The sequence below is a fragment of the Methanomicrobium mobile BP genome, from assembly GCF_000711215.1.
Taxonomy (GTDB): Archaea; Halobacteriota; Methanomicrobia; order Methanomicrobiales; family Methanomicrobiaceae; genus Methanomicrobium; species Methanomicrobium mobile.
Genome location: NZ_JOMF01000010.1, coordinates 1 through 24626, shown reverse-complemented (window position 1 = coordinate 24626; position 24626 = coordinate 1). Strand labels below are relative to the sequence as shown.

22 protein-coding genes are annotated in these 24626 nt (G+C 48.4%); 8 read left to right on the top strand and 14 right to left on the bottom strand.

The window, feature by feature from the left end:
• Positions 1-78: 78 nt before the first annotated feature.
• Positions 79-498 (bottom strand): UPF0146 family protein, encoded by a 420-nt coding sequence (locus T502_RS08210; RefSeq protein ID WP_042706738.1) that lies wholly within the window; start codon positions 496-498, stop codon positions 79-81.
• A 17-nt stretch (positions 499-515) separates the two neighbouring features.
• Between T502_RS08210 and T502_RS08205 the strand changes: the two genes are divergently transcribed.
• From T502_RS08205 to T502_RS08190, 4 genes are all read left to right on the top strand, one after another.
• The gene (locus T502_RS08205) at positions 516-1058 is read left to right on the top strand and encodes an archaemetzincin family Zn-dependent metalloprotease (RefSeq protein WP_042706737.1); all 543 of its coding nucleotides are present in this window, start codon (positions 516-518) and stop codon (positions 1056-1058) included.
• Between the two features lie 157 nt (positions 1059-1215).
• Complete coding sequence (locus tag T502_RS08200; protein ID WP_042706736.1) at positions 1216-2316, top strand: hypothetical protein; 1101 nt, start codon at positions 1216-1218, stop codon at positions 2314-2316.
• 133 nt (positions 2317-2449) lie between these two features.
• Entirely contained in the window at positions 2450-3241 is a 792-nt protein-coding gene (locus T502_RS08195) for a hypothetical protein (protein ID WP_157197509.1), read from the top strand.
• Positions 3234-3863, top strand: a complete 630-nt coding sequence (locus tag T502_RS08190; protein WP_042706733.1) for a hypothetical protein — start codon at positions 3234-3236, stop codon at positions 3861-3863. Before T502_RS08195 ends, T502_RS08190 begins: the two co-directional genes overlap by 8 nt.
• A 68-nt stretch (positions 3864-3931) precedes the next feature.
• Here the strand turns inward: T502_RS08190 and T502_RS08185 are convergent, their stop codons facing one another.
• Both T502_RS08185 and rqcH read right to left on the bottom strand, forming a co-directional pair.
• On the bottom strand, positions 3932-4954 hold the full coding sequence (locus T502_RS08185; protein ID WP_042706732.1) for an mRNA surveillance protein pelota: 1023 nt from the start codon (positions 4952-4954) through the stop codon (positions 3932-3934).
• Positions 4955-4983: 29 nt separating this feature from the next.
• Complete coding sequence (gene rqcH / locus T502_RS08180; RefSeq protein ID WP_245597789.1) at positions 4984-6957, bottom strand: ribosome rescue protein RqcH; 1974 nt, start codon at positions 6955-6957, stop codon at positions 4984-4986.
• Positions 6958-7029: 72 nt separating this feature from the next.
• Here rqcH and T502_RS08175 point away from each other — a divergent pair, with 72 nt between their 5' ends.
• Positions 7030-7506, top strand: a complete 477-nt coding sequence (locus T502_RS08175; RefSeq protein ID WP_342665776.1) for an EMC6-like membrane protein — start codon at positions 7030-7032, stop codon at positions 7504-7506.
• 67 nt (positions 7507-7573) lie between these two features.
• Entirely contained in the window at positions 7574-9358 is a 1785-nt protein-coding gene (locus T502_RS08170) for a ribosome biogenesis/translation initiation ATPase RLI (protein WP_042706756.1), read from the top strand.
• A 98-nt stretch (positions 9359-9456) separates the two neighbouring features.
• On the opposite strand, the gene T502_RS08165 is transcribed toward T502_RS08170, so the two are convergent.
• The 11 genes from T502_RS08165 to T502_RS08115 all read right to left on the bottom strand — a co-directional run bounded on the left by T502_RS08165 (position 9457) and on the right by T502_RS08115 (position 23135).
• A complete protein-coding gene (locus T502_RS08165; RefSeq protein ID WP_042706730.1) occupies positions 9457-10521 on the bottom strand; it encodes a hypothetical protein in 1065 nt (354 codons plus the stop codon).
• Complete coding sequence (locus T502_RS08160) at positions 10506-10994, bottom strand: chemotaxis protein CheD (RefSeq protein ID WP_042706729.1); 489 nt, start codon at positions 10992-10994, stop codon at positions 10506-10508. The genes T502_RS08165 and T502_RS08160 overlap by 16 nt, the downstream gene beginning before the upstream one ends.
• Before the next feature lie 21 nt (positions 10995-11015).
• Positions 11016-11630 carry a chemotaxis protein CheC gene (locus tag T502_RS08155; protein ID WP_042706728.1) on the bottom strand — a complete coding sequence of 205 codons (615 nt, stop codon included), beginning with the start codon at positions 11628-11630 and terminating at the stop codon, positions 11016-11018.
• A 28-nt stretch (positions 11631-11658) separates the two neighbouring features.
• On the bottom strand, positions 11659-14124 hold the full coding sequence (locus T502_RS08150; RefSeq protein WP_042706727.1) for a chemotaxis protein CheW: 2466 nt from the start codon (positions 14122-14124) through the stop codon (positions 11659-11661).
• 6 nt (positions 14125-14130) lie between these two features.
• Positions 14131-15165 (bottom strand): chemotaxis-specific protein-glutamate methyltransferase CheB, encoded by a 1035-nt coding sequence (cheB, locus tag T502_RS08145; RefSeq protein WP_042706726.1) that lies wholly within the window; start codon positions 15163-15165, stop codon positions 14131-14133.
• Positions 15166-15167: 2 nt separating this feature from the next.
• Positions 15168-15530: a response regulator gene (locus T502_RS08140; RefSeq protein ID WP_042706725.1), complete on the bottom strand. Its 363-nt coding sequence runs from the start codon at positions 15528-15530 to the stop codon at positions 15168-15170.
• Between the two features lie 445 nt (positions 15531-15975).
• Positions 15976-16770 carry a CheF family chemotaxis protein gene (locus T502_RS08135; protein WP_042706724.1) on the bottom strand — a complete coding sequence of 265 codons (795 nt, stop codon included), beginning with the start codon at positions 16768-16770 and terminating at the stop codon, positions 15976-15978.
• Between the two features lie 43 nt (positions 16771-16813).
• Positions 16814-18304: a hypothetical protein gene (locus tag T502_RS08130; protein ID WP_042706723.1), complete on the bottom strand. Its 1491-nt coding sequence runs from the start codon at positions 18302-18304 to the stop codon at positions 16814-16816.
• A 49-nt stretch (positions 18305-18353) separates the two neighbouring features.
• Positions 18354-19952, bottom strand: a complete 1599-nt coding sequence (gene flaJ, locus T502_RS08125; protein WP_042706721.1) for an archaellar assembly protein FlaJ — start codon at positions 19950-19952, stop codon at positions 18354-18356.
• 312 nt (positions 19953-20264) lie between these two features.
• The gene (locus tag T502_RS08120; RefSeq protein ID WP_042706720.1) at positions 20265-22136 is read right to left on the bottom strand and encodes a type II/IV secretion system ATPase subunit; all 1872 of its coding nucleotides are present in this window, start codon (positions 22134-22136) and stop codon (positions 20265-20267) included.
• 249 nt (positions 22137-22385) lie between these two features.
• Positions 22386-23135 (bottom strand): ATPase domain-containing protein, encoded by a 750-nt coding sequence (locus T502_RS08115; protein ID WP_042706719.1) that lies wholly within the window; start codon positions 23133-23135, stop codon positions 22386-22388.
• A gap of 731 nt (positions 23136-23866) precedes the next feature.
• On the opposite strand from T502_RS08115, the gene T502_RS08110 reads away from it, so the two are divergent.
• Positions 23867-24475, top strand: a complete 609-nt coding sequence (locus T502_RS08110; RefSeq protein ID WP_042706718.1) for an archaellin/type IV pilin N-terminal domain-containing protein — start codon at positions 23867-23869, stop codon at positions 24473-24475.
• A gap of 13 nt (positions 24476-24488) precedes the next feature.
• On the top strand, positions 24489-24626 hold a 138-nt coding region (locus tag T502_RS08835; protein ID WP_342665777.1), incomplete at its 3' end, for an archaellin/type IV pilin N-terminal domain-containing protein.

Genomic DNA, 24626 nt, shown 5'->3' with positions numbered 1-24626 from the left:
CCGTCCTTTTTATTGTTTTTTTAATTGCCTTTTTTTCTTAATTTCCGTTTTTTCTTTATTTTCGCTTTTGTCTTTATTTCAGTGTTTTTTATTGTAGCGGTGAAGGATTACGTCCCCGATATCGATAATCTCCCCGCCCGACCCGTAAATCTCACAGCCCAGATGATAGACAATCAGATCGCAGTCGACCGCTTTTGCAATCGATATCAGCGAAGGCACCATCTCGATCCCCGGGCGGATTGAGTATATCAGATCCGCACCCCTGTAGAAATCAAGATCGGGCTCGAATATGTCGTCGGAGCGAAAGACGATGCCCGATGACTCATCTATCGGCAGTCCGCTTCTGATATCCGAGGCTCTGACCGAAAAACCGTCGGCGGCAAGTTTTTCCGCGCAGAGTGTATTGTTGCCTATGCCAATCTCTACGAACTTCGTGTTTCGCGGGTAATCTTTCAGGCAGGTGTATATCGACTCTTCAATACCCTTATGACAATTCATTACCTAATTACTTTCAGATGAGTGTCCTTATTTTTTGGGATAATGATGTGGACCCGGGTCTGCAACAGCCCGTCGTAAGAATGATCTCCGACATTATCGAGATGCCCGTATATGCCGAGGAAAATCCCGTGATGCTTAGAGGTTTTGACAGGATGCGCAACCAGAACGACGCCAGCCGCATCCTCGGCGACATGCAGGACTTCTATACGCGCCGCGCAGGATGCAGGGATTCAATCCTGATCGTGACGGGCAAAGACCTCTATATCCGCGGTCGCGATTTTGTATTCGGACTTGCAAGACCCGGAGTAAACGTCTCGATAGTCTCCGCGGCACGCCTGAAGAACAGCTGGTACGGAAGACCCGACCGCGATGAAGATCTGATGGACAGAATCGTAAAAGAGGGCACGCACGAACTGTGTCACTGCATGGGGCTCGATCATTGCGATAATCCCGAATGCATCATGTTCTACCCGCAGACCCTTGATGAGCTTGACCGAAAGCGAAAGATGCTCTGTCCGCAATGCCGCGAAAGTCTGAATATCTACAGATTCTCGGAGTGAGCAGCCTTATTTACTTTTTGCAAACATCCTTTTTTCGCTGTATTGCAGGGTGTAATGCAAAGATATTCCTTTCATGCGTCGTTTTTCCTTTTACGATTATAATTTATAACTGTAGAACAAATAAAAAATCAAATACAGGTAATATGGGTTTTGCGAGATGAGTTCACACCGTTCCGATATACTTGCTCTTATTGTCGCCGTCGGCGTCGTCATTGTCATGGCAGTAGTCGTAAAGCCCATTTTATCCGGCGATAATATCCTGCCCTCCGCTGCCGATAAGCCCGTGCAGACCACGGGTGTTCCCGCGGAACAGACACAGGCCGTCGTATCCGATATGACAAAGGTCGAGATTAAGAACTACTCCTCGTATGTCATACCCAAGTCGGAGCAGAAAGCCATAATCGGCAGATATGTGGGTGCGGCAATGGACTATTATCAGCCGGCGACGCGTGAGTATGCCGCAAGATATATCTCCGGTAAGATCTCCGGCGAGTTCAATATCGGTCAGGCATGCGATCTCTGGGATAAGGCACGCGGTGACTGGAATTACGAGTCGGACGGCAAGGAACTTCTCGATATCTCCTCGGCAAGTTCCCTGATCAATCACGGACTGAGGGGCGACACTGCCGATTTCTCGGTATTTTTGGCATCTCTGCTAAAAGCGATCGGCGGTCAGGCACGCGTCAAGACCGATCAGACAATTAATGCCGGCTCGATAACCTACCCCGAGATATATCTCGGAAACAGCGCCGACATGGCAACCACCGTCATAGACCCCGCTAAGCTATCCGCACTCAAGTCAACGTATTCGTATGCATTCACAAACGACCCCTACGGCAGAAACATATTCAGATTCGAATCGGGAGAGATCTGCTCGGGCGACAACTGCTGGTTCTACGTAAGACCCTTCGAGCAGATATTGAGAGAGCCCGAGATCTACGCGGATATCTGTTATCAGTATCCCGAACTTATCGATTATCTGCTGATGTATCCCGAGACCAATGTAGTCGAGTTCCAGGTCATGTACATCAGGTACAGATACGGAAACTATCACCCCTACTCGGGCACAACATCTCCGCTCAGAAGTGTTGCATACAGCTACGAGTTCGAGAATAACGGCGACAAGACATACTGGATGCGGCTGGGATACTACGACAGATTCCCGGGAGATTCAAAAGGAACGGAATCGGGTTATGCAACGGCATTCTATTCGGACGGTTCGTATAAGGATCTGAAGTTCACCATGTGCACGGTCTGATTTCGGAGGTAGCCGCCGGTATTCAGGATAATTTTACTGCCGCACAACCTTTGTTTTATTCATAAAATATATATTTAAATAAATCCGACCTATTTTCAAGATGAATCGGGATTTCGGCAGGGTGAAGTATATAGTGGCAGCGTTAGCCATGCTGTTTGCGGTTGCCGTATTCACGATACCTGCGGTTGCCGAGGAATATGTTTCAAGTCCGCAGATCCCGTCCGTTTTAACCGAGAGTTCGGATACTTATCAGGCGAAGTTTGCCTCCGCGGTAAGCGCCGGCATTGAGGCGGATAATCCGGTAATCCGTAATTATGCCCGTTTGCGTGTGGATATACTGAATGCGGGGGCAGACTATTCTCTTGCGCAGGCGTGCGATATGTATGACTACGTCAATTCGAGGTGGCAGATTATCAGTGAGCCGAGAGGTCCCCTTCACGTAGCATCGGCTACCGAGACCATAAGATCGGGTATGAGGGGATCGGGCGACGACTACTCGGTATTCCTTTCATCGCTTATAGGCTCTCTCGGCGGCGATATGCGAATAATTCTCTCGATTGGCAGTGATTATGCGTATCATGTATTTCCCGAGGTTTGCATAGGCAGCAGCGAAGACGAAGCAATGGAGAATCTGAATTATATCACGGCACGCTACGGCTGCGAGAAGGCGTGGTATACGAAAGAGACGACCGGCGGCGTCAGCACATACTGGCTTAATCTCGATTGGATAATCGACGGAATGCATACTGCCGAATATTACAGATACGGAAACAACCTATTTGAGGTAAACACGTATCATCCGGGACGCCCCTACATTACGACCGGCACGGTGACGATCATCTATCCCGACGGAAAATGGAAGGATACCACACTTAAGCACGGATACTATCAGAAGGTTAAGGGAGTAGGCAAGCTGTATGAGTGATAAGCAAATCCCTTATCGCGGATCGCGATACCTGCCAGTACTGATACTTCTCTCCCTCTGTCTCTTACTGTCCGTTCTGGTTGCGGGGTGCAGCGAGTCGGATGAGGATCTATGTTTTTCGACGACATATACCGTGGACACTCTTGAAAAACGCGGTGATTCAAGCCTTTCATCAGTAAATTTCGACAAGTTTGACGATTTTTTCAGCATTGAGGAGGCAAAGAACGCAAAGAATCAGTACGAGAATGCACTCGTCGTTCTGAGTTCGAATCCGACGGTTGCGGCATGCATGGGCAATGATGCGTATAAGGTGCGCATTATGGAACTGAACGTGAAGTACGGATTCCTTGACCTATTCCTGCGCTACAGTGCTACGGATAAGAAGGTCTCGAATATGGTCTTCCAGGATTATCCCGAGTTTCAGACAACTCTTAATACGGTCATAAAGGATTACGAAGCCATGCGAACCGATGTCAGAAACCTTCAGGTCGCCGCCGCAGACCTCGATCAGAGCAGAATCCCGTCAACCTCGGAGGCGGCGTTCAACACGGTAAAATCAAAGCTCGACGATGTCCTTAAGGACATCGACAACAGATTGTCCGTTCTGTATTCATACAGGTAAACGATTCATACGGATAAACGGTAAATGCCCTTAGGATAATCTGTTTAAAAATTTATTTTTCATTTTTTTCATAATTTATATCTCAGCAGAGCGGCAATGCCGCCGAGCGCCGAGAGCTGTTTTCCGGGTTCGAACTCTACCGAGAGGACCACAACGCCGGCACGCATCTTCTCCGCGTCCTCGAGAAGCTGCGCAATCTCATGCTTTCTTATCATGTCGTCGCAGACCATTACGGTCTCCGCGGCACCGAACGAGACCGCGTTTTTTACCTCTTTGATGCCGTATGCGGCATTGCCGTCCGCGGCTATGCGTTTTATCAGTTCGTCGACCGCGAGGACTTCGCGCTTTAACTGAAGGTCCTGAGTAATCCTGTCGAGGATACCCTGACCTATGACCTCGGAGACCGCACCCCTTCCTATGCGGCGCGTATCGCAGATAAGGGAGCGTGCCGCCAGATCGCGGTCTTTGGTCTTCAGAAACGTCATGAAGTCCTCTTTGACGAACCCGGGTCCCGCAATGACTATCTCGGCGGTCGTCTGCGAGAGCGTCTCCAGAATCTCTTCGAAGAAAGCCTGTTTTGTATTCAGACCCTCGCGTTTTCCGCTGCCGGCGATTATGGATCTTACGAACTCGGGACCGAACTGCCTGATTCTGTAGATCTCGCATTCGCCCTCCTCAATAGCGGCAACGTGAATCGTCCCTGCCGATGATGACTTTATGGCGCGGTCAAGGCGTTCGAGGTCTATTGCCGACCAGTAACGTATTATCGAGATCTCATGCCCCGCTTCAAGGTTTATAGTATGATAAAAGCCCATGTCGGGACCGTATTCGATAACCCCCGATACACGAAGGCGGTTGGCATTGTCGTGGAACTCGACCTTCTCGACCTTAATCCCCAGCCGCACCAGTTTCTTCTCGGTCTTTTCCGGCCGCGCTTTATCCGTTGCATTGTCCATGCTTCGAAAGGTCATGGCATAAACCGTATTCCCGGGCGAGATCAGATGCTCCAAATGCCACAGATCATCGGTGTTCTCGGGAAAACACTTTATCTCGCCGAAGGATTTTTTGAGTTCGCCGAATTCCGCTTTCATATTACCTTTCCTGCCTGTATTTACCGTTCCTACTCTATGATATCCGAGCCGCCCGGGGGCACGAATGCCGCTACCGTCTCGGTATTGAGGACATTCTTGAGACTTTTCTGCTCTTCTTCCGGAACCATGTTCTTAAGCGCCTTAAGGACCTTCTTTGCCGCATCGTTCGGCTCATATTGTCCCGGCTGAAGTGTCACGCAATATCTTGCGCGTGCCTTTACTGCCGTTATCGGACCGCCTATGACGGCAACCGCGGGTTCGTACTGAAGACCTATTGCCAGACCTGCGGCAACATCCCTGAAGTATCTTCTCTCCCCGCGTATGACAAAAGCGCCTCTTGCCACGAACTCGCCAGATTCCGCGGTCTTTGAGACCTGCGAGCGTTCCGCGGCGTAGACGTCGCCGGTGAAATGACCGTTCTTCCAGACATTCGAGTACGAGAGCGCAAACTGTGCCACCTCATCCCAGCACTGCGTCTCGCCCTTGACAATGACCACGCTGCCGCCGTGCACATCCGCGTGAACGAACGTGTCGCTGCCCTGAAGGTATTTCTTTACTATCTCCTCGTTTGTGCCGGCATCGCGTCCGCCTATGACCAGAACGCCGTCGGAGGTGTAGAACCACCTGTATTTGTGATACCATTTGGGTTTAAGGAGGGAAAAGCCCTCTTTTTTGTTCTCCTTCTTCTCCGTCTTACCTGCGGGGACGACAAAGCGCTCCATTGCCTTCTCCGCGCCCGTCTTCTTCTTTTTGTATTTCTTTATCTCGGAGTAGTAGCGGTCGGCATTCTGCTCTATGGTTTCGCGGATATACAGGCGGATCACGGTATTGTCCACGAGGAGATCGACCGATGCCGTATCGGGATAGATCTTTTTGATTGTCTTTGCAATCGGCATATCGCTGCCCTTGAGAATCTTCTCGATATCCTGCCAGGACCTCTGTTTTGATGCGGCATCAAGGGTTGATATGACCTCGGAGACCTGTCCGTAGTTTGCGTAGATTGTATCGACTTTCGACTGATTCTCGGCAATCTTCTTCTCAAAACCTTTGATTGCGTTCTGCTGTCTTAAGCGTATGACCTCTTCCTTTGTGAGTTTGGGCTTTGCTGACGCTTTCTCGGTGGTCTTGGGCATCGGGTAATATGCCTCGAGCGCTTTGTTATAGGAGTCAAATTCGGAGACGGCGCTGTCACCCGCAAAGAGAAACGGACAGCAGCCCTTGTTCTTTGCGATTACGGGTTTTCGTCCCTCCTGCGCATGCGAAAGTATCTCGAGTAATGCCGCGTGTATCTTTTGAGCCGCATCCGAGACCGCACCCGAACCCGATGCCACGGATACCTCCGATACCCCGGATCCGTCTCCCTCAGTAACCTGCGTAACCTGCGCAAGTTCGCGTGCCGGGGCATTCTTGTCAATGCCCGCAATCGCACAGAGTTCTTCGGCATAGTCGCCGCCGAGGAGCAGGTCGCCGGCAAGGGTTCTTACTAGATCCTTATCGGACTGTTCGAGCATATTCCGGATGTATTTGGGCGTAATCTCATCGAGTGCCGCTCCGATAAACTCGTATTTCACGTGCGGCAGCACTTTTCTGTCCTTGAACGTGTGATTCTTGAGCGGATTTATTATGATATAGTCCTCATCGCAGAGGATTGCGTTGCCGTCGTCGAAGAACTCAAAGATAAGATGATATTGTTTCTCGGATTTCCCTATCGTAAAGTCTATGATTCTCTGAATCCCGTACTGGCTGATATCCAGAACCCTTCCGCCCTGGATGTATTTTCTAAGGAACATCGAATAGCCCGACGGATTTTTCGGTGCATCCATCAGAGCCTCCGAGATATGGGCGCGCCTTGCGCACTCCGCGATAAAGTTGTATTTCTGGCGCTCCTCACCGTTCAGTCTGAACCCGAAGGTATCGATATTATACTGGTAAATCTTGCCAATCCACAAAGGGAGGCAGGATTTCAGTTCAAAGAGCATGGCTGTAAAATCTATGCCGCTCATTCCTTTTTGTGTCGCCATTATATACCAAAATAGATATTGTCTGAAAACCAAAAAATAATGACTGGTGCGAAAGTGACGCAAGAACCAAAAAGTGATCCGAAGACCCAAGAAGCCGGCGAAGCACAGACCCAAGAGGTCGTAATGAATGATGAATCGGTAAAGACCGCGGAATCGAAAAAAGAAGTCGTAATCCCCGAGGTAATCGAGGATGAACCCAAGACCGTGCCGCTTACACGTGCCGAGAAGAATGCCGCGGAGAAGGCAGCGGAACACCGCGAGCGCATGGTGAGAACCGCGATTGCCTGTTTCTTCGGTATGATTACCGGTGCCGTATCCTTTATCCTGATAGGCGACACCACGACACCGCTCGGAGAGTCCCGTTCGATTCTCGGATTGCTTCTCCTTCTCGCGGGAATAGTCTTTCAGAAACACATGTTCATCCTTCTGAAGATAGATTACACGAAGCTCGGCGGCAAGGACTGGTTCTATCAGGCTTTCATGACCTTTGCGTTCTGGTTCATATCATGGACCATCCTGCTGACTCTCTGAGCCGCAGGCGAATACCCCTATAATATAATATTTTGATACGGCAAATTCCGGAGAGATCATTATGGTTTTGCGTATAGCTGTTGTTCATAAAGACAGATGTCATTCCAAGAAATGCGGCAAAGAATGTATAGTCTACTGCCCGCGTGTAAGGACAGGCGATGAGACCGTGGTCATCGGCGATGACGGCAAAGCGGTCATATCCGAAGAGATGTGCGTGGGATGCGGTATCTGCGTCAAGAAATGCGCGTTCGGCGCCCTCGATATAGTCACCCTGCCTCAGGAACTTGACTATCCGACGCACAGATACGGCGTCAATGCCTTTGCACTCTACGGCATGGCGGTGCCGAGCGAAGGTAAGGTAACGGGTCTTCTGGGTCCCAACGGTGTGGGAAAGAGTACCACGGTCGGCATTCTATCCGGTCAGCTGATACCGAATCTCGGTAATGTCTATGCGGACTACAAGGCATCGTGGGATGCTGTCTTAAAAGAGTATGCGGGTACCGAACTTCACGACTACCTCGAACTTGTCTCGAAGGGCAGTGTAAAGACCGCGGTCAAGCCGCAGTATATCGATTTCATACCGAAGGTCTTCAAGGGTAAGGTCGCCGATCTCCTGAAGTCTACGGACGAACGCGGAAAACTCGAGGAGTATATCCGCGAACTTAAACTCGAGTCCATTCTCGACCGCGACATAACGACAATCTCCGGCGGAGAACTTCAGCGTGTGGCCATAACGGCGTGCCTCAGCAGAAAAGCGGACTTCTACTTCCTCGATGAGGTAACCCCTTACCTCGATATCTATCAGAGGATGGCGACCGCAAAGCTCATCCGCGAGATTGCGGCTGAAAAACCCGTGATGATCGTCGAGCACGACCTTGCAATACTTGACATGCTTGCCGATAACGTCCATATTGCCTACGGAAAACCCTCGGTCTTCGGTATAATCACGCGTCCGAAGGGTGTGCGCATAGGTATCAACCAGTATCTCTCGGGATTCCTGAACGAAGAGAATGTGAGATTCCGCGATACCGCCGTGGAGTTTGAGACCCGCGCCCACGAAGGTCTGACTGACCGCGAGACCCTCATCGAGTTTCCGCCGTTTGAGAAGCGCTACGGCGAGTCCTTCCATATGAAGGTAAAGGGCGGCGCCATTAAGTCGGGCGAGGTTCTCGGTATCGTCGGTGCAAACGGTATAGGAAAGAGTACTTTTGCAAAGATGCTTGCGGGCGTGGAAGAGCCCGATACGGGTAAGCTTCCGCGGACTGTCACTGTATCCTTCAAGCCGCAGTATATCAAGACGGATTCGACCGACACGGTAGAGTTCCTTCTCAGACGCACGACAAGCAGGTTTGATTCCTCGTACTTCCAGCACGAGATACTTGAACCGCTTATGCTTGAACCCATCCTTCAGTCGCAGGTAAACACCCTCTCCGGCGGAGAACTTCAGCGTGTGGCAATCGCACTCTGTCTTTCCAAGGAGGCGGAGTTGTATATCCTCGACGAGCCGAGTGCCCACCTCGATGTCGAGCAGCGTGTAAACCTCGCACGTGTCCTCAGAAGGCATGCCGAGAGCACGGGTTCGGGTGTCCTTGTCATAGACCACGATGTCTATGTAATCGATATGATTAGCGAGAGGCTTCTTGTCTTCGACGGAAAGCCCGGTGTTGAGGGTACTGCCGTCGGACCCTTTGACATGCAGACCGGTATGAACTACTTCTTAAAGGAGCTTGATGTCACGTTTAGGCGCGATGCCAACTGCGGCAGACCCAGAATCAATAAGCCCGGCAGTTACCTCGACCGCGAACAGCGTGCATCCGGTAACTACTACTACGCCGATATCAGCAAAGCCTAATCTCTGTAAACAAAGGAAATCTGAAAAAAGTAACAAAAAAGAAAATCTATTTTTTGGATTGAAAATCAATCTTCAATTTTTCACTGAATTATTTCAACTCACGCGTTCGGTAGTTCTATTGCCGACACTCCCTTATAGGTATCTTCGTCGTAGTAATAGCCGACAAGGTATTTGTTCACATACCACCAGCGGTTGTTCTTATCGACAAAGACTTTCTTAATCTCATTAAGAACCGTCTCCTTATGGGTCAGCCTCTTTACTATTGCATTGTCTTTCACACCGAACACACCCAGATTTGTCGCAATGACAAGGGTATTGTCGGGAGCAACCGCGAGATCGTTTATCCTTACCGCCTCACGGTCAAGTTGAGTGACCCTGAGGACGGGTGTAACCGTATCGGACTTCGGCTCGTAGAATACGATGGCATCGCGGTTGAATAAGTAAACGCCGCCGTGAGCGCCGGATCTGACATTGTACATGTCCGATTTCAGATACGGGCTTACAATATCGTCAAAGTACGGATAGTTCAGAGAATCGGGACGCATGACATGCTGGTGCGGTTCGCCGTCGGCGATATAGTATTGATTTGAGGTCACGACAAGACTGCCCGATGCGTAGTCAACCGCCATCTGGGTAACCTGCGTGGCATCTCCGAGACCCGATTCATACGGCGGCAACCATATCCATTCGCCGTTCTGATAACAGCACACACCCATGTCGCCTATCGCGATCCACATCTGATCGCCTATCCTCTGAAGGTCGTTTATCGCGTATGACGGAATTATTCTCTGATCGTAGGAATAAGTAAGCGGTTGGGTATAGCCGTCATAGATCTGAAGTGCACCGCCGTATCCCAGCCAGAGATTGTTGTAGACATCGTATTCCAGGCAAAATACGTAGTTGTCATAAGGGATGCCGTCAAGATATCCTATTTTATTGGTTGCTTTCGAGTAAAGTCTCGTCCATTTGCCGTCTTCATAGATTGACAGACCGTTGCCTGTCGCAAAAAGAACCTGGTCATTAATGCCGTTGGCTATTTCATTAACGGAAGTGCTGCTTACGGAATTACTGCCGGGCCAGAAATTGACATTCTCTGCCGCGACAGGTGCCGCAGAAAAAATAATCGATATTGATAGGAGAATCAGTGTTATATGTCTGTACATGTTCCATCAGCCCGCCTCACGTGAACCGTCGCACTTTCGGAAGGATTGTATATGATGGAACGTCCGCATGTGCCTCCGACATCTTCGGCAACAAGAACAACATGTACCTTGGTCAGTGCCTCTTTAACTGCCTCAACGTTTCTTTGACCGATATCCAGATTTCCTTTGAACTGCTTGAACATGCTCGAACCGCCGGCAATCTTGGCAATAAGATCTCTCTTGTTGCTGCCGCCGTCGATGAGCAGGTTGTAGAGTGTGGGAACAGCGGTATCGGCAAATTTACCCGGTCTGTCGTTTCTGCCGTTACTGTCGGGAAGCATAACATGGGCCACGGCGCCAACATTTTTACGGTTATCGTGGATAACCACAGCTACACATGATCCGAGACCGATTGAGGTCAACAGTGAGCTGTCCATACGGTATTCTCCGATACCGATGTTAACGCCTTTTTCCGCCTGTGCTTTGCCGTCCATATCTGTGAAAAATTATGATTATTATTCTTTCAAGTCGACAAGTTTGTCAAGTAGTTCGAGAATTCTGCCTAACGTATTCTCGTAGGGGAGCATCACAATCGTGCTCGCAATATCATTAACCGTTGATGTAAGTTCGGTTCTGAAGAGGATGATCTCGTTGATGTCCCCTGTGACCATGGATACGACATTTGCGAATGCCGCATGCGCCATGTCGATGGCAAGTGCCGGCGGTGAGGGGAGCATTACAATTCCGAGAAGTGTTGCCGTGGCATCGAGGAACTGTGATACCATGATGTTTCCGACCTCCAGAAGTGCGCTCTCATCCATCTCGTTGAAATCGCGGTTCTCATCAGTTGTACCCAGCATTGTATTTGTGAGTCTTATTGCGGATGACTGGGGCATGTGGAGAACTACATATCCTCCGGGGTTAATCTCTCCGTTAATCTCAAAGACAACAAGTGCCGAGATCTCATCTCCGAAATATTCGCCGATATCTGCGATATCGACGACCATTGCTTCGGGTACTGTCATATCTATCTGACACATGAGCATTGTTGAAAGGGATGTTGCTGCGTGTGAGGCACCAATATTTCCGAGTTCCCTCATTGCGTCGAGTTGTTTCGCATTTAATTCCATTTTCTTGATTCTCCAGATTATTTATCAATCAGTTCAATATCATCGTATTAACATCCAGAATCGGCAGGACATCTCCGTCACCCGGAATTGTGACACCGCCTACACCCGGACAGTTGCCGATAATATTGCTTACCGGCTTTACAACCACTTCCTGCTGACCTTCTACAATGTCAACGGGTATGCAGCATTTTGTTCCTTTATACTGAACTATTACGACTATACCATCTTCCTTTACCGGTCCGAACATCTGATCAAGTCTGTTTATCTGCAAAACTTCATCCCTGAGCAGTATCGCCTCACTCTTGCCGATGTGAGTGACCTTGTTGAAGTTGACGTTCGCTATCTCAACGACGGTGTTAATGGGAATTGCGCATCTCTTGTCATTGATTCTCACCATCATTACTTCGATGATTGCCATTGTCGGCGGAAGCGTGAGTATAAACGATGTGCCTTCGCCTTCCTTGGTCTCGACTTTGATGGAACCTTTGAGAGATTCGATTGCGCTCTTAACCACATCCAGTCCGACTCCTCTGCCGCTGATATCGGTGATAACTTCGGCTGTCGAGAATCCCGGCTGGAAGAGGAAGTTGGGGATATCCTCGTCGGGATAGTTTGCGGCATCTTCTTTGGATATAAGACCGCGTTTTATGGCAGTGTTCAATACCTTCTGGCGATTTATTCCTGCGCCGTCATCGGTAAGTTCTATGATTACATTGCCCTGTTCGCGTCTTGCCGAGAGTTTAAGAATTCCTTTTGGATCTTTGCCTGCCGCTTTTCTTACGTCGGGTGTCTCGAGACCGTGGTTGACACCGTTTCTTATCAGGTGAAGGAGCGGGTCGCCGAGGTTATCGATGACACTGCGGTCAAGCTCGGTCTCTCCTCCCGTCATGATGAAATCAACCTCTTTGCCGTCGTGGTGTGCCACATCTCTGACAACACGGGGGAAACGGTTGAAGATCTGACTTAAGGGGATCATCCTGATATACATCATCAGATTCTGAAGGTCGGAGATGGAACGGCTGACCATGTTAAGGGCTTCGTCCATGTCCTTAATCTGATGCTCTTTTGCAATCTGCTTCAGTCTGCCGCCGTTGATAACAAGATCTTCGACAAGGTTCATCATCTGGTCGAGACGTGTGATGTCCACACGGATGTTCTTGAACTCTTTCTTCTTGTCGGCAGTCTGGGGTGAGGCTACTTTCTCCTTCCTGGCTTTAGACTCATCGCCTGCCGTTTTCGCTGTCTGAGCTTCGGGGGCGGTCTCTTCGGTCTTGGATTTGACCTCGGCGACTTCGGTTGCGGGCTGAGCCGCAGCTGCCGGTTCTTCGGCAGGTTCTTCCTGCTTGGGCGAAGGTGCCGCTGACGGTGCGGGTGCTGCCGCGGATGCCGATCCCGAAGCCGAGATTACGACTTCGGTTATGTCCGATATTGAGGATGCCTTTTTGAGTTCCTCTTCGTTCTTATCCGAGGATATGACAATCTCGAGAGTGTCCGTTATCTCGCCGTTGTCAATCTGTTCTCTGTTCGGATTCGATGAGAGAATACTTCCGCACTTCTCAAGGTTTTGCAGGACGAGCATCGCCCTTACATCCTTCATTGAGCAGTCCGAGGCAATTTTAAGTTTGATTGTGTAGATTGGCGAAGTACTGTTGCCGGCGCCGATCGGCTCCACCGTGACCTCGGCGATATCGGTTAACGAGGCGGCACTTTTGAGTGCATCCTCTCCGGAATCGCTCTCAATGGTAACTTCAAGCACGGATTCGAAGATACCTTCGTCGAGCTCCTGTGCCGTGGGTTTGCTTGAGATGATTGTTCCGACATCTTCGAGGTTTTGAAGAACGATCATTGCACGGACGTCTTTCATCGTGCATTCGTCGGCAACCCTGGCTGTTATCTTATACTGCTGGGTTCCGGGTATCGATGCGGGTTTTGCCGCATCGGCTGTGCTTTCGGCTGATGAGGAGTCTGCGGTTGAAGGTTCTGCCGCGACTTCTTCCGTACCGGCAGAGGATTCATCCGCAACGGTCGGGTTTTCTTCGGCAACGGGTTGGGCTGCTGCAGGTTCGGGTGCCTTCTCCGCGGGCTTGCTCTCGGGCTTTGCCTCGCCGTTGGCCGCCGCTTCAATCTCCTTGAGCTTTGAGATGAGATCTTCGGACTCGATACCCGAACTGTCACCTCCGCCTTCGATATCGTCTATCATCTCCTCTATCCTGTCTGTGCAGGCGAGAAGAAGATCTGTCAGTTCCGGAGATATTTCAATGGCTCCGCTCCTGATGGAATGGAAAACATCTTCCATTTTATGGCAAAGCCTTTCCATCTCCATGTATCCCATCGAAGCCGACATTCCTTTAAGAGTGTGAGCGGATCGGAATATTTCATCTATAGCGGCGTCATCCGAGCCTTCTTCGAGAACCAGAATATTGTTTACGATATTCTCGTGGTTCTCCACGGATTCTGCCACAAAGAGTTTTCTGTAGGATTCCTCATCAGACATTTATTATTACCCCATTTCTGAGACTGTTTTCATTATTTCCCGCGGTATCGCTTTCAGCGGAAGCACTTTATCGACGCAGTTGCGCGAGAGTGCCGAACGTGCCATACCGTATACCAGAGCATCCTCTTCCTTGACGACTATTGTCTTGCCGCCGGCATTCTTTACGGATTCCATTCCTTCTCCGCAGTCGCTGCCCATTCCGCTCAGCACGGTGGCAACGGCTCTGGTCTTGAAGACTTTTGCCGCCGAATTGAATGTCTTGTCAATTGCAGGCCTTACGGCATGAACGGGCGGGGATTTGGAATGCGTAATTTTGCCGCCGATTTTTCCGGAACTGTCTATGGTTGCGGAGATAACGGTGTGGAAACCTCCCTTGGAAACATAGACCTTGCCGTTTTCCAGGACATCGCCGTTCTCGGTCTCCTTTACGGGCAGCTGCGAGATTCTGTCAAGTCTCTGCGCAAGTGAAGCCGTGAAACCTGCCGGCATGTGCTGGGTTATGATGATTGCGGCATTTATGTCGGGATCCAACGCCGATACAACCGAATCAAGCATGGGCGGTCCTCCTGCCGAAGAACCTATAAGAACAATATTCTCTGCCTGTTTTTTCTCGGATTCGGGCTTTGGCTGTCTCTGGACGGACGGAATGGTTACAAGATGCTTTATCTTTGTGATTAGTTCTGATTCGATACCCCTAATTTTACCGAGATTATGGGGTTTGAGCATGAAGTCGTCTGCACCTAAATCCAGAGCACGCTTTGTCAGGTCGGCATCTTTTGATGTAAGTGTACTCAGCATGAGTATTCTCGGACGATTCTCATACGAACGCATCTTCATCTGTTCAAGCATCTCAATGCCGTCCATATTCGGCATCTGAATGTCGAGAGTGACTACATCGGGAGATAATTCATCGATTTTTTGCAGTGCGATAACTCCGTCTTCAGCCGAACCGACGATCTCGATTGAGTCGTCGCTTCCCATTATATCGGCAAGCACCGTCCGCATAAATACGGAATCATCTACTATCAGAACTCGGATCATAATTATGAGCTTAATATGTTGTTTACTTCTTCCAATACCTTGGGAGCCTGGAACGGTTTGACAATGTATCCTTTTGCTCCTGTCTTGATTGCGAGTTTGACCATTTGTTCCTGGCCTACCGCAGTACACATAACAACCTTGGCATTCGGGTCAAGGGCTGTTATGGCTTTCAATGCTTCAATACCGTTCATTTTCGGCATTACAACATCCATTGTCACGAGGTCCGGCTTGAGTGCCTTGTACTTTGCAACGGCATCTTCACCGTCTTCCGCCTCACCTACAATGTCGTGAGAGCCTGAGAACAGAATGTTTTTCAACAAAGTTCTCATGAACATCGTATCATCTACAACAAGGATTCTTCCCATTGATAATCACTACTAATTCTTGTATTAATCTTATTAAGGTTATCGAATACGGATCATTTAATCGGGAAATAAATTTCAGATTACTTCCAAGACTTTTATTTTTTCTAAAAATCTGTATCTCTTTATTTACTAAACTTGTGTATGCGGCAAAGATTTTCATGCAGGGCATGCGAAAAATTCCCGACGTTTATCCGATGGCGCAGTTCTCTGTCAGGGCAAAATTATTCGGTAAAATGGAATAATGGCTGATGTATGCGTCTTTTGCGATTCGTTCGGCAATGTATTAATCGGGGAATTATATAATATATGGGAAATATTTTTGAAACATTCCCGAAAATGTGACAACGTAAACTTTTGAAAAATGAATCCGATTAAAATCAGAAGTGGTTTCGGGTAAATATTGATTGAATTTATCGTGAATGGATCTGTCTTTATTCGATAGATCTTATGTCTTGACGGATTCGTTCACGAACCTTACGCCTTTTGTCGTGAGCTTGACCTCACGTCTTACCGTGACGACCTCGACAAGTTTCTTCTCGATGAGTTTGTCGTATATCGACTCAATCTGCTTGTTCGAGATGTTTATCATATTCTCGATGGAGTGCGTGTCCATTCCGCTGTATACAAGCATTGCCACCTGGGCGGAGATGCCGTCGAGTTCGCCGGACGATACATCCAGGTCTTTGGTGGCATCCTTTAAGTAATTGAAAAGTATCTGAAGTGTCGTGAGCGGACACAGTACAAAACTCGTGACAACTTCGCTGTTCTCGATGTGGTCTATCTGAACGACATCGCTGTCTTTGCCCTGTACTTCACGCTTTGTAATCTGAATGCCGGATACGTCGTCGAGCGGGATACAGACCTGGTTATCCTTGCTTACGAACCAGATACCTGTCTTAAGTACGGCAATCGCACCCTTTTCCCATCTCGCTTCTTTGACCATTACGCCGCCGCGAACCGCAGGGGACATAAAGTATGCCGTAAGGCGGTATGCCGTACAGCCCATTGTAATAATTCGTTTTAAGAGCTGGAGAGCTTTAGGAATGGATGCAAGTTTTAACACATCCCCCTTTTTGGTCTTGATGAGAAGAACGCTCTTCTTCTCCTCCAGATCGTCTATAGCCTTGATTTTTATCTCAGACGAGATTGGTGCGGGTATCTGAATCCTCTCTTCATCGACGTCAATTTTTAGAGAGATCCATTTACCGTCCTGCTCTACTTTTACCGGTACCTGTGTCATGGCTACTGTTCTCCCAAAAACTCACACATATATATTATTTCTTTTACTGGTTTATATCTTCTTCATTCTGTGGCGGCTCTTCCGGTGCGGGTTCTTCTTCGGGTTTCGTTTCTTCAGGAACTTCCGGTTTTGCGGGTTCCACTCCTATGATCAGACCCAACTCGTCGTAGACACCCTGAAGTTCCTCGACCAGATTCTCCGCCTCTATATGTGCGTCCTTTAAGTCGCGAACCAGACTGACTTCCTGTACGGATACCGCCTTTTTGGTATCCGATTTGAGCATGGCGAAGAGATCGTCCTCGTCGCCGCCGCCCATGCCGAAGGATACCGGCTGCTCGAAGAGTCCCTCCTGTCCGCCGGGCAACTCTCCGGGTTTTGTCTGCGACCACTCCTTGGGCGGCGCAAACATGTCCTCTTCCGGAGGTGCCTCGGGTTCGGGCTCCGGTTCGGGTTCAGGTTCCGGTTCTGGCTCTTCCTCTACTACCTCGTCGCCGAGATCTATGGCTTCGTCGTCGAGCTCGTCGATATCCATCTCTTCGAGTTCGCCGAAGTCGTCGTCGGCATCGAGATCAAGACCCGAGACATCTTCGTCAAGCCCTTCCATATCTCCGATACCTTCGGAGGGGAGAGATTCGCCTGCGCCTTCCGTGCCTGCGGCATCGCCCGCATCTCCGCTGTCTGCCGCAGGTGCCCCGTCACCGCCGGCATCATCCCCGCCTTCCTCTTCAAGATCAAGGTCGATACCGTTTGCGGCGAGAATATCGGCGATTGCAGAGTCGGGGATCTCCTCTTCGAAGTTGGCGGGACCGCCTCCGCCGCCGCCCGCGGATGCACCGCCGTCCGCGGCAGGTTCGGGTTCGTCCTCGCCTTCCAGACCGAAGTGCATATTCTCGAAGTCGCCGAACTCATCGTCTTCTCCGCCGGCATCATCCCCGCCTTCTCCGATCTCTCCGCCTTCGCCGTCCTCTCCTTCGGGATTGATATCGTCGAGATCTCCGAACTCGTCATCCGATATATCTCCGCTGACGGCTTTGTCGAGCATTGCGTCGATCTGCTGGGTCTTCTCTTCTTTATCTTTTTTGCCGGCGAAAAGACCCGAAAACATTGATTTTTTGGCACCGCCGTCTCCGTCCGCTTTACTGCCGCCGCTTCCGCCGGCACCCTTGTCCTTTTTAAGGGTTATGGGCTGGTTGAGCTTTGTCATAAGGTTCGAGAAGAAAGACCCTCCTCCTTTCTGCTCTTTGCCCGCGGATTTGGATGCACCTTTATCCTTGGATCCGTCATCTCCCTTGCCTTTGATAAGGGACTTAAGGGATGACGGTTTTTTAAGTGCCTCTTTCAGTGAACCGAGATCTTCTTTCAGTTCGCTGACCGTGATCATCTTCAGCGCGAAAAGAAGGAATACGCCGGCGCCGATTGTAACAAAGATCACTAAAACAGGTGGCATCTCAACAAATGTGATTATCGTACCTATAACGATGATCCCTGCCATCATTATGTAGCGTCTTTTTGTATCGTCATCTATTGAGACCATGTAATTCCTAACCTATGTGTATTTTTTGCGATTCATGTTTATTAAAATTCTATATTGATTCAAATCCCGGTATCGAGAAGAGAATACCGACAAGTGCTGGTGTTACAATGTATATTAATCCTGATAATATAAATAAAAGACTTCCGAATACGTAATACATATATCTGTCTCCGCCTTTTACTATTTTACCGGCAATTGCGTTTGCAACGGTTACAATCAGAATACTCAGTATGAGGAACATTATCATCTTGTCCTCGGGGAAATTGACGAAAATGTTGATTGAGCCTACCATCGAACCGCCGACCGAGCCGGAACTAGAGCTTAAAGCCGCGGCGGTATCCTGGAATGTAGTCATAACTTCCTTGATGGCCCGCGACATTGTAAGAAGGATGTGGAAGAGGAAGGCGAAGATTCCTACCATTGCCACATGCATCGGGATAAGCAGGACTATGAAACCCATACCGATCATCTCGCGTTTCTGCCTGAGCAGGGTCTGTTCAAGCATGGATGTGCTTACGATATGCGATACTTCGGTAGGGCCCGCACCGAGTTCAATGGAATCTTTGAAGATACTTAAGTACTTGTAGATAAGGTTGCTTCCGGTATCCATGACGAATTTATGCCAGACGAGGGTGTCGTCGAGACCGATGTTCATCTTGGAGTATACAGCATCTATATAATCTCCGAGGACGTGAAGCGATTTGCGATCGACTTTTGCGAGCGCAGGCGTCACCGTCATTCCCATACCGCCCATGATCGAACCCAGACCGCGTATAAAAACCGTGAAGTCTTCGTCGCGCACGATAATGTTTGCATCGTCTTTCCAGCCGAATATCGCAAGCGGCGCCAGCAAAAGTCCGAACATTATACATATGAGACCGAAGTTGACGCCGGTGAAGAAGAGAATCAGGGATGCGATAAGCGCCGTGGGAATGATTACCTTCTCGAGTCTGTGTACTAGTTTCTGCTCATATGTGCCGCCGCCGGGCAGATCATGACATTTCTGGTCTTCGGGGATCGACCTGTACATTGAGAAGATACCGAATGCCGAAACTCCCGCGGCAAGACAGTATGACGAGTTCAATGTCGAGTCGAGATCATTCGGCGCATAGATTGCGACCGATACCATTATGATGATGCTTACAATGGTGGCGGAGAGCATGAGAGCAATGTAGGCATCGCTCCATTTCTTGAGCATCTCGATACCCTGCTCGAAATCGTTGCGGTAGACGTTTCTTACGGTTTCCAGCTCTTCGGTAAGGAATTCCTCATCTGGAATACCTGCCTCGATGGAGTTGCCGAAACGATTCAGAAGACTCTCGACAAGCGGGTTTCTGACGCGGTCCGCGACCATCCTTAAAGATTCGGCATAACTGTAATTCCAGCGCTTGACAAAGCATTCGACACGTTTCATGTACTTTGTCGGGATATACTCGCGTCTTTCCGAGGTATATGCGAAGATCTCCGGTCTGGAAACATTGGCATGCGTGATGGATGCCATATAGGTGATCATGAAGAGAAGGTCCGCACCAATCTTTTTGTTCTCGTTGATGTCATTGAGTTTTTGCTGAATTTCCTCCGCGGTATTCTCAAACGGAATCGAGCCTCCGTTTTTTTCGCGCAGTTTTTCAAGCAGTGATTCAAACATGACCTTACCTTTTTTGGTTTTCGGATTTTAAGGCATATCCGGTGCGGACAGAATATAATGGGATTAATTAAATTATGGAATTAATGTGGTTAATGGAATTTTAACTTACATAATAATTTGATTCAGTAATCTGATTAAGTAATCGGATTTGCGGTGATTTGAGTATTATTGTATACTTAACAAAATTTCTTGCTTATATCTATTTAAATATATACTCGCGGACAAAAGATTTTTGAAATTTTGAAAATAATACCGCTATTCGGCAATATACCTATATTTTTTGCACAGTCTTGGGAAACCCCGGTCATGCCGTCAGAATTCTATCTTGATAAGACCCTGCTTCTTGACCTTGGTGAGCATATAGTATAAATCCCAGAATCCGATGTATCCCGCCTTGTGAAGTCTCTGCAGAATCTTCGCGCGTTTTTCGACTTCAAAGTACATCTCGGATTTTTTGTGGTCGGGGACACCGAGAAGGGTTGCTATCTTGTTCTCGAGAAGATAACTGCTGCCGCGACCGGGGAAATCGAATTCATCGGTAATCGGGTTCCAGACGAAGATTGCGACGAACGAGAAACCGCCGGATTCGGGATCGTAACCGACAAGTTCGTTGATACTCAGCATTCTTCGGACCGTACCTCCGCTGGGTCTTCTTACGGCACTCTGAATGATGACGATGTTTAAGTTATCGACGTGAGTCATCGGAATATTGATCGGGTCACTGCAGAGACGCTGAATAAGTTTCTCCACCGATGCCGCGTGGAAAGTACTCATTACGGGGTGACCTGTCTGCATTGCACCGAAAGCTACGGCTCCCTCGGAACCACGAATCTCACCCACGAGGATATAGTTCGGACGCTGACGAAGTGCGGCACGAAGCAGATCGAACATCGTGATATCTCCGCCGCTTCCTTCTCCTTTACCCTTACCTTTCGATACCTGACGTGTCCAGTTCTTGTGCGGCACGGTAAGTTCCGGGGTATCCTCGATGGTCACAATCTTGCTCTCCGGCGCAATGAAGGTGGTAAGTGCATTAAGACTTGTCGTCTTTCCGGAAGCCGTCTCGCCGCTCATGAAGAGTGACATACCGAACTCTATGCAGATCCACATATAGCCCGCGACCAGGTAATCCGTGGTCTTCCATTCGATAAGCTGCAGGATACTCGACGGCTCTTCGGCGAACTTACGTATTGTGAAGTTACTGCCGTGCTTTGAGATCTCGGTACCGTATACGATGTTGATACGGGAGCCGTCCGGCAATGTCGCATCGACAATAGGGTTACGGAAGGTAATAGGACGCCTGATGCGCTCCGCCATCTTGATGACGAAGTTGTCAATCTCGTCGGAGTTTTTGAATTCGACCGCGGATTTAAGACCGCTGAAGATCTTGTGCTCGACAAATATCGGGCCCACACCGTCGCATGTGATATCCTCATTATACGGGTCGGCAAGGAACGGGTTTAAGATACCCATCTCAATCTTGTCTCTGATAAGCAGATATTCAATGGAGCGGAACTCTCCCATTGTCAGAATGACCTTGCCGTCCGGCGTCTGCGGAATCTTCTTAAATTTATCCGCATCCCCTTTGTCAGGTGACGAAAAATCCGTGTTAAGGAACTTGACGAGTTTGCCCTTTATGCCGCCGCTGTCCGCGTTTCCCTCTCCGGTATCGCCGGTGAGCTGCGCATATGTCTCGTTTGGCTTTTTGATATAGATGACTTCGCGAAGGACGCGCTTTAAGACTTTCCTTCTCTCGTCTTCTGTGATGGGGTCTTCTTCGAGGACATCGATAAGGTCTACGAGTTTCTTCTCGATGAGCGGCATTGCCTCGGCAACCGAGTGCAGGAATGAGGGTTCAATCGGGATGTAGTAGTTCCTTACATCCTCCTGGTCGGGGAAGATATGTATGAACGTAAATTCGTTTACGGGATAGATTACGTTCGGATTCTCCATGCTTTTGAGGTCACGCTTGAGTTCGGAGAAGAAGAGAGGGATTCCGTAAAGGTTTACGGGAAACATCTGAAGATATTCCAGAAGATGCGGGCTTTGTGCAACGTATTCTTTGGCGTTTGCAGGAAGCATTCTGTAAAGAGCCGATGATTCGTAGTTGGAATATACGTCATCGTCATCATCCAGTTCTTCGGGCTGGAAAGGCAGATTGATGTTTGCGCTTAATGATCCCATTCTTGACGCTCCCGTTTATTGTTACATTTATTAGATAGAATTACCTGTTACAATTATTTGTTAATTTTATTTTTGCTATTATTTGTTACAACTGTCTGTTACAGACTATTTTTTTCTTAGGTTAATATCCTTTGGTCGGTATATTTTCATGCACATGTGCACATGCAACATGTATAAACATGTAAATCCGCAAAACCGCTAAACAGCGACATGCCGTGCTGAGCCGCATCTCCTGCATCCGTTGCATTCTCATATTCTTGCGGTCGACATCGGAATAATCTTCATTCCGTATCCCGGGTGGACCTCGAAGGAGACAAGGTTACCTGTGGTCTTTCTTGCTCCCCTGACCTTGATGACTTCCATGACCATGACGTATTTATCGCCGACAAGAGCTTTCTTCATGAACAGGTGTGCATCGCAGATAGAACGGATACGCACAAGGGTATCTTCTTCGAATGCATAGGTGTGAAGCGTAATCAGAATTGTCTTGCCGTGATCGACGAGGTTTTTGCAGTTTGTAAGGAATGCAAGCAGGTCTGCCTGCGATGTGGATTCGGTAAGAAGCGTGAGCGAATCGATGATGATGACCTCCGCCTTGCTCGTCTGAATCTTTCCGATGATGCGCTTTAATATACCCTGCATCTCCTTCTCGCCCCATTCAAAGCCGATTGTGTGCATCGGAAATATCTTGAGATATCCCCATGCGTAGTAGTCGGCGATGTCAAGACTCATTGAGGTCATCTGCGAGAGGAAACTTTTTGCGGTGTTCTCGGAGGAGTAGAGTTCTACGTTCAGACTTGCTTTCATGGCGCCCCAGATGATCTGCTGTGTCATGACACTTTTTCCGGTATCGTTCTCACCCTCGATAAGAGTAAGTGATTCCAGCGGTAAGCCGTCGGCAAGTTTCTTGTCGATCTCATTGTTGCCCGTGGAGAGAATCTTCTTATCGTCTCCGCCTATAAGATCGCTTAGACTTGCATCCTCATCATCATCGTACATTTGAGTGCCTCACTTTCGGTTATTGATTAATGTGCTGATATGATTCCTATGTTTCATATGCTTAATATGATTCAGTTATATGAATGACTGATTGGTTGATTATATATTATAATGCACAATTATAAAGAGTATCCTTAGTTGCATTTTTCATATAGGTATCGGCTTACCGCCCGCGACATATTTCGACTGGCACAATTCCATCTATAATATATGTGTCATATAGTTGTGTCATATAGTTGTGTCATACAGTGTCGGTGTCATATTTTTCCGTCGCGGATGATTCATAATTGATGAGATGAATTCATGGATGTTTTCTTCAGTCTGTAATTAGCAGTGTCATTATATTTTGTTGACATGCGTATCTTGCCTCTGCCCGTGCGCAACATGCATGCGGCACCCATGCGGTACCTGCGGCACGTGCCGCACGGTGCCCCGCTTTTGCCGTGTAAATTATTCACATGATCCGTGTATGGGCGAATAATTTTGTCAATATAGTAACGATTCATGCACGTTTTTGATTTTTTGGAAATATTATTTCCATATTTGAAGATATTTTTGAACAATTTTGGGTAAAGTGATTTGTTCAATAAACAATCTTTATATGTTATGGGGTATGAGTATAGTATTGACAGAAACCGGAGGGATCCGGTGTTCTCTCATCATGGAAATGCAAAGCAAATACTTGAAAAAATAAGTAATTAATTGTGTGAAAAAAATCAGGAGGAATCCTTATGAAAAGAATGAATACAGAAGAAGGTTTTACAGGTCTTGAGGCCGCAATCGTTCTGATTGCATTCGTCGTTGTGGCGGCTGTCTTCTCATACGTCGTTTTGGGAGCAGGTTTCTTCACAACCCAGAAAGCTCAAGAGGTAGTTTATACATCTGTTGACCAGGCAAGTTCCAGTGTGGAAATCCTCGGTCAGGTATATGGATACGGAAATGAAACCGGTGCACCGCCTTATACAAAGGTTGACAGAATCCAGTTCAAGGTCGGTTTGACCGCCGGTGGCAGTCCTGTTGATTTCAGCATGACTACACTTACATTCAGCACGAATAAAGATGTTTACAGATTGGACCTCAATAAGGCAACTAAAGCTGATAGAGAAGATATTGGTTGCGGACAATGGGGAGTTGTTGAGATCTTCAACGCTGAAGCCGGTTCTGATGATCTGCTTCTTGAAAATCAGGAGCAGTTTGTAATCCTTGCCAGAACAGAAAAAGATAAAGAGCTTGTAGCAAATGAGCCCTTTAACCTTGAAATCCGCCCCTCTGTCGGTGCGTCATATGCAATAAGCAAAAAGATCACACCGAGTATCTCGGCTGTAAATGTCCTTAACTAAGGAGATGAGAAAGATGACAAAAATATTCAATAAAGATGAAGGTTTCACCGGTCTTGAGGCTGCAATTGTCCTGATTGCATTCGTCGTCGTGGCGGCAGTCTTCTCATACGTAGTATTGGGCGCCGGTTTCTTCACAACCCAGAAAGCTCAG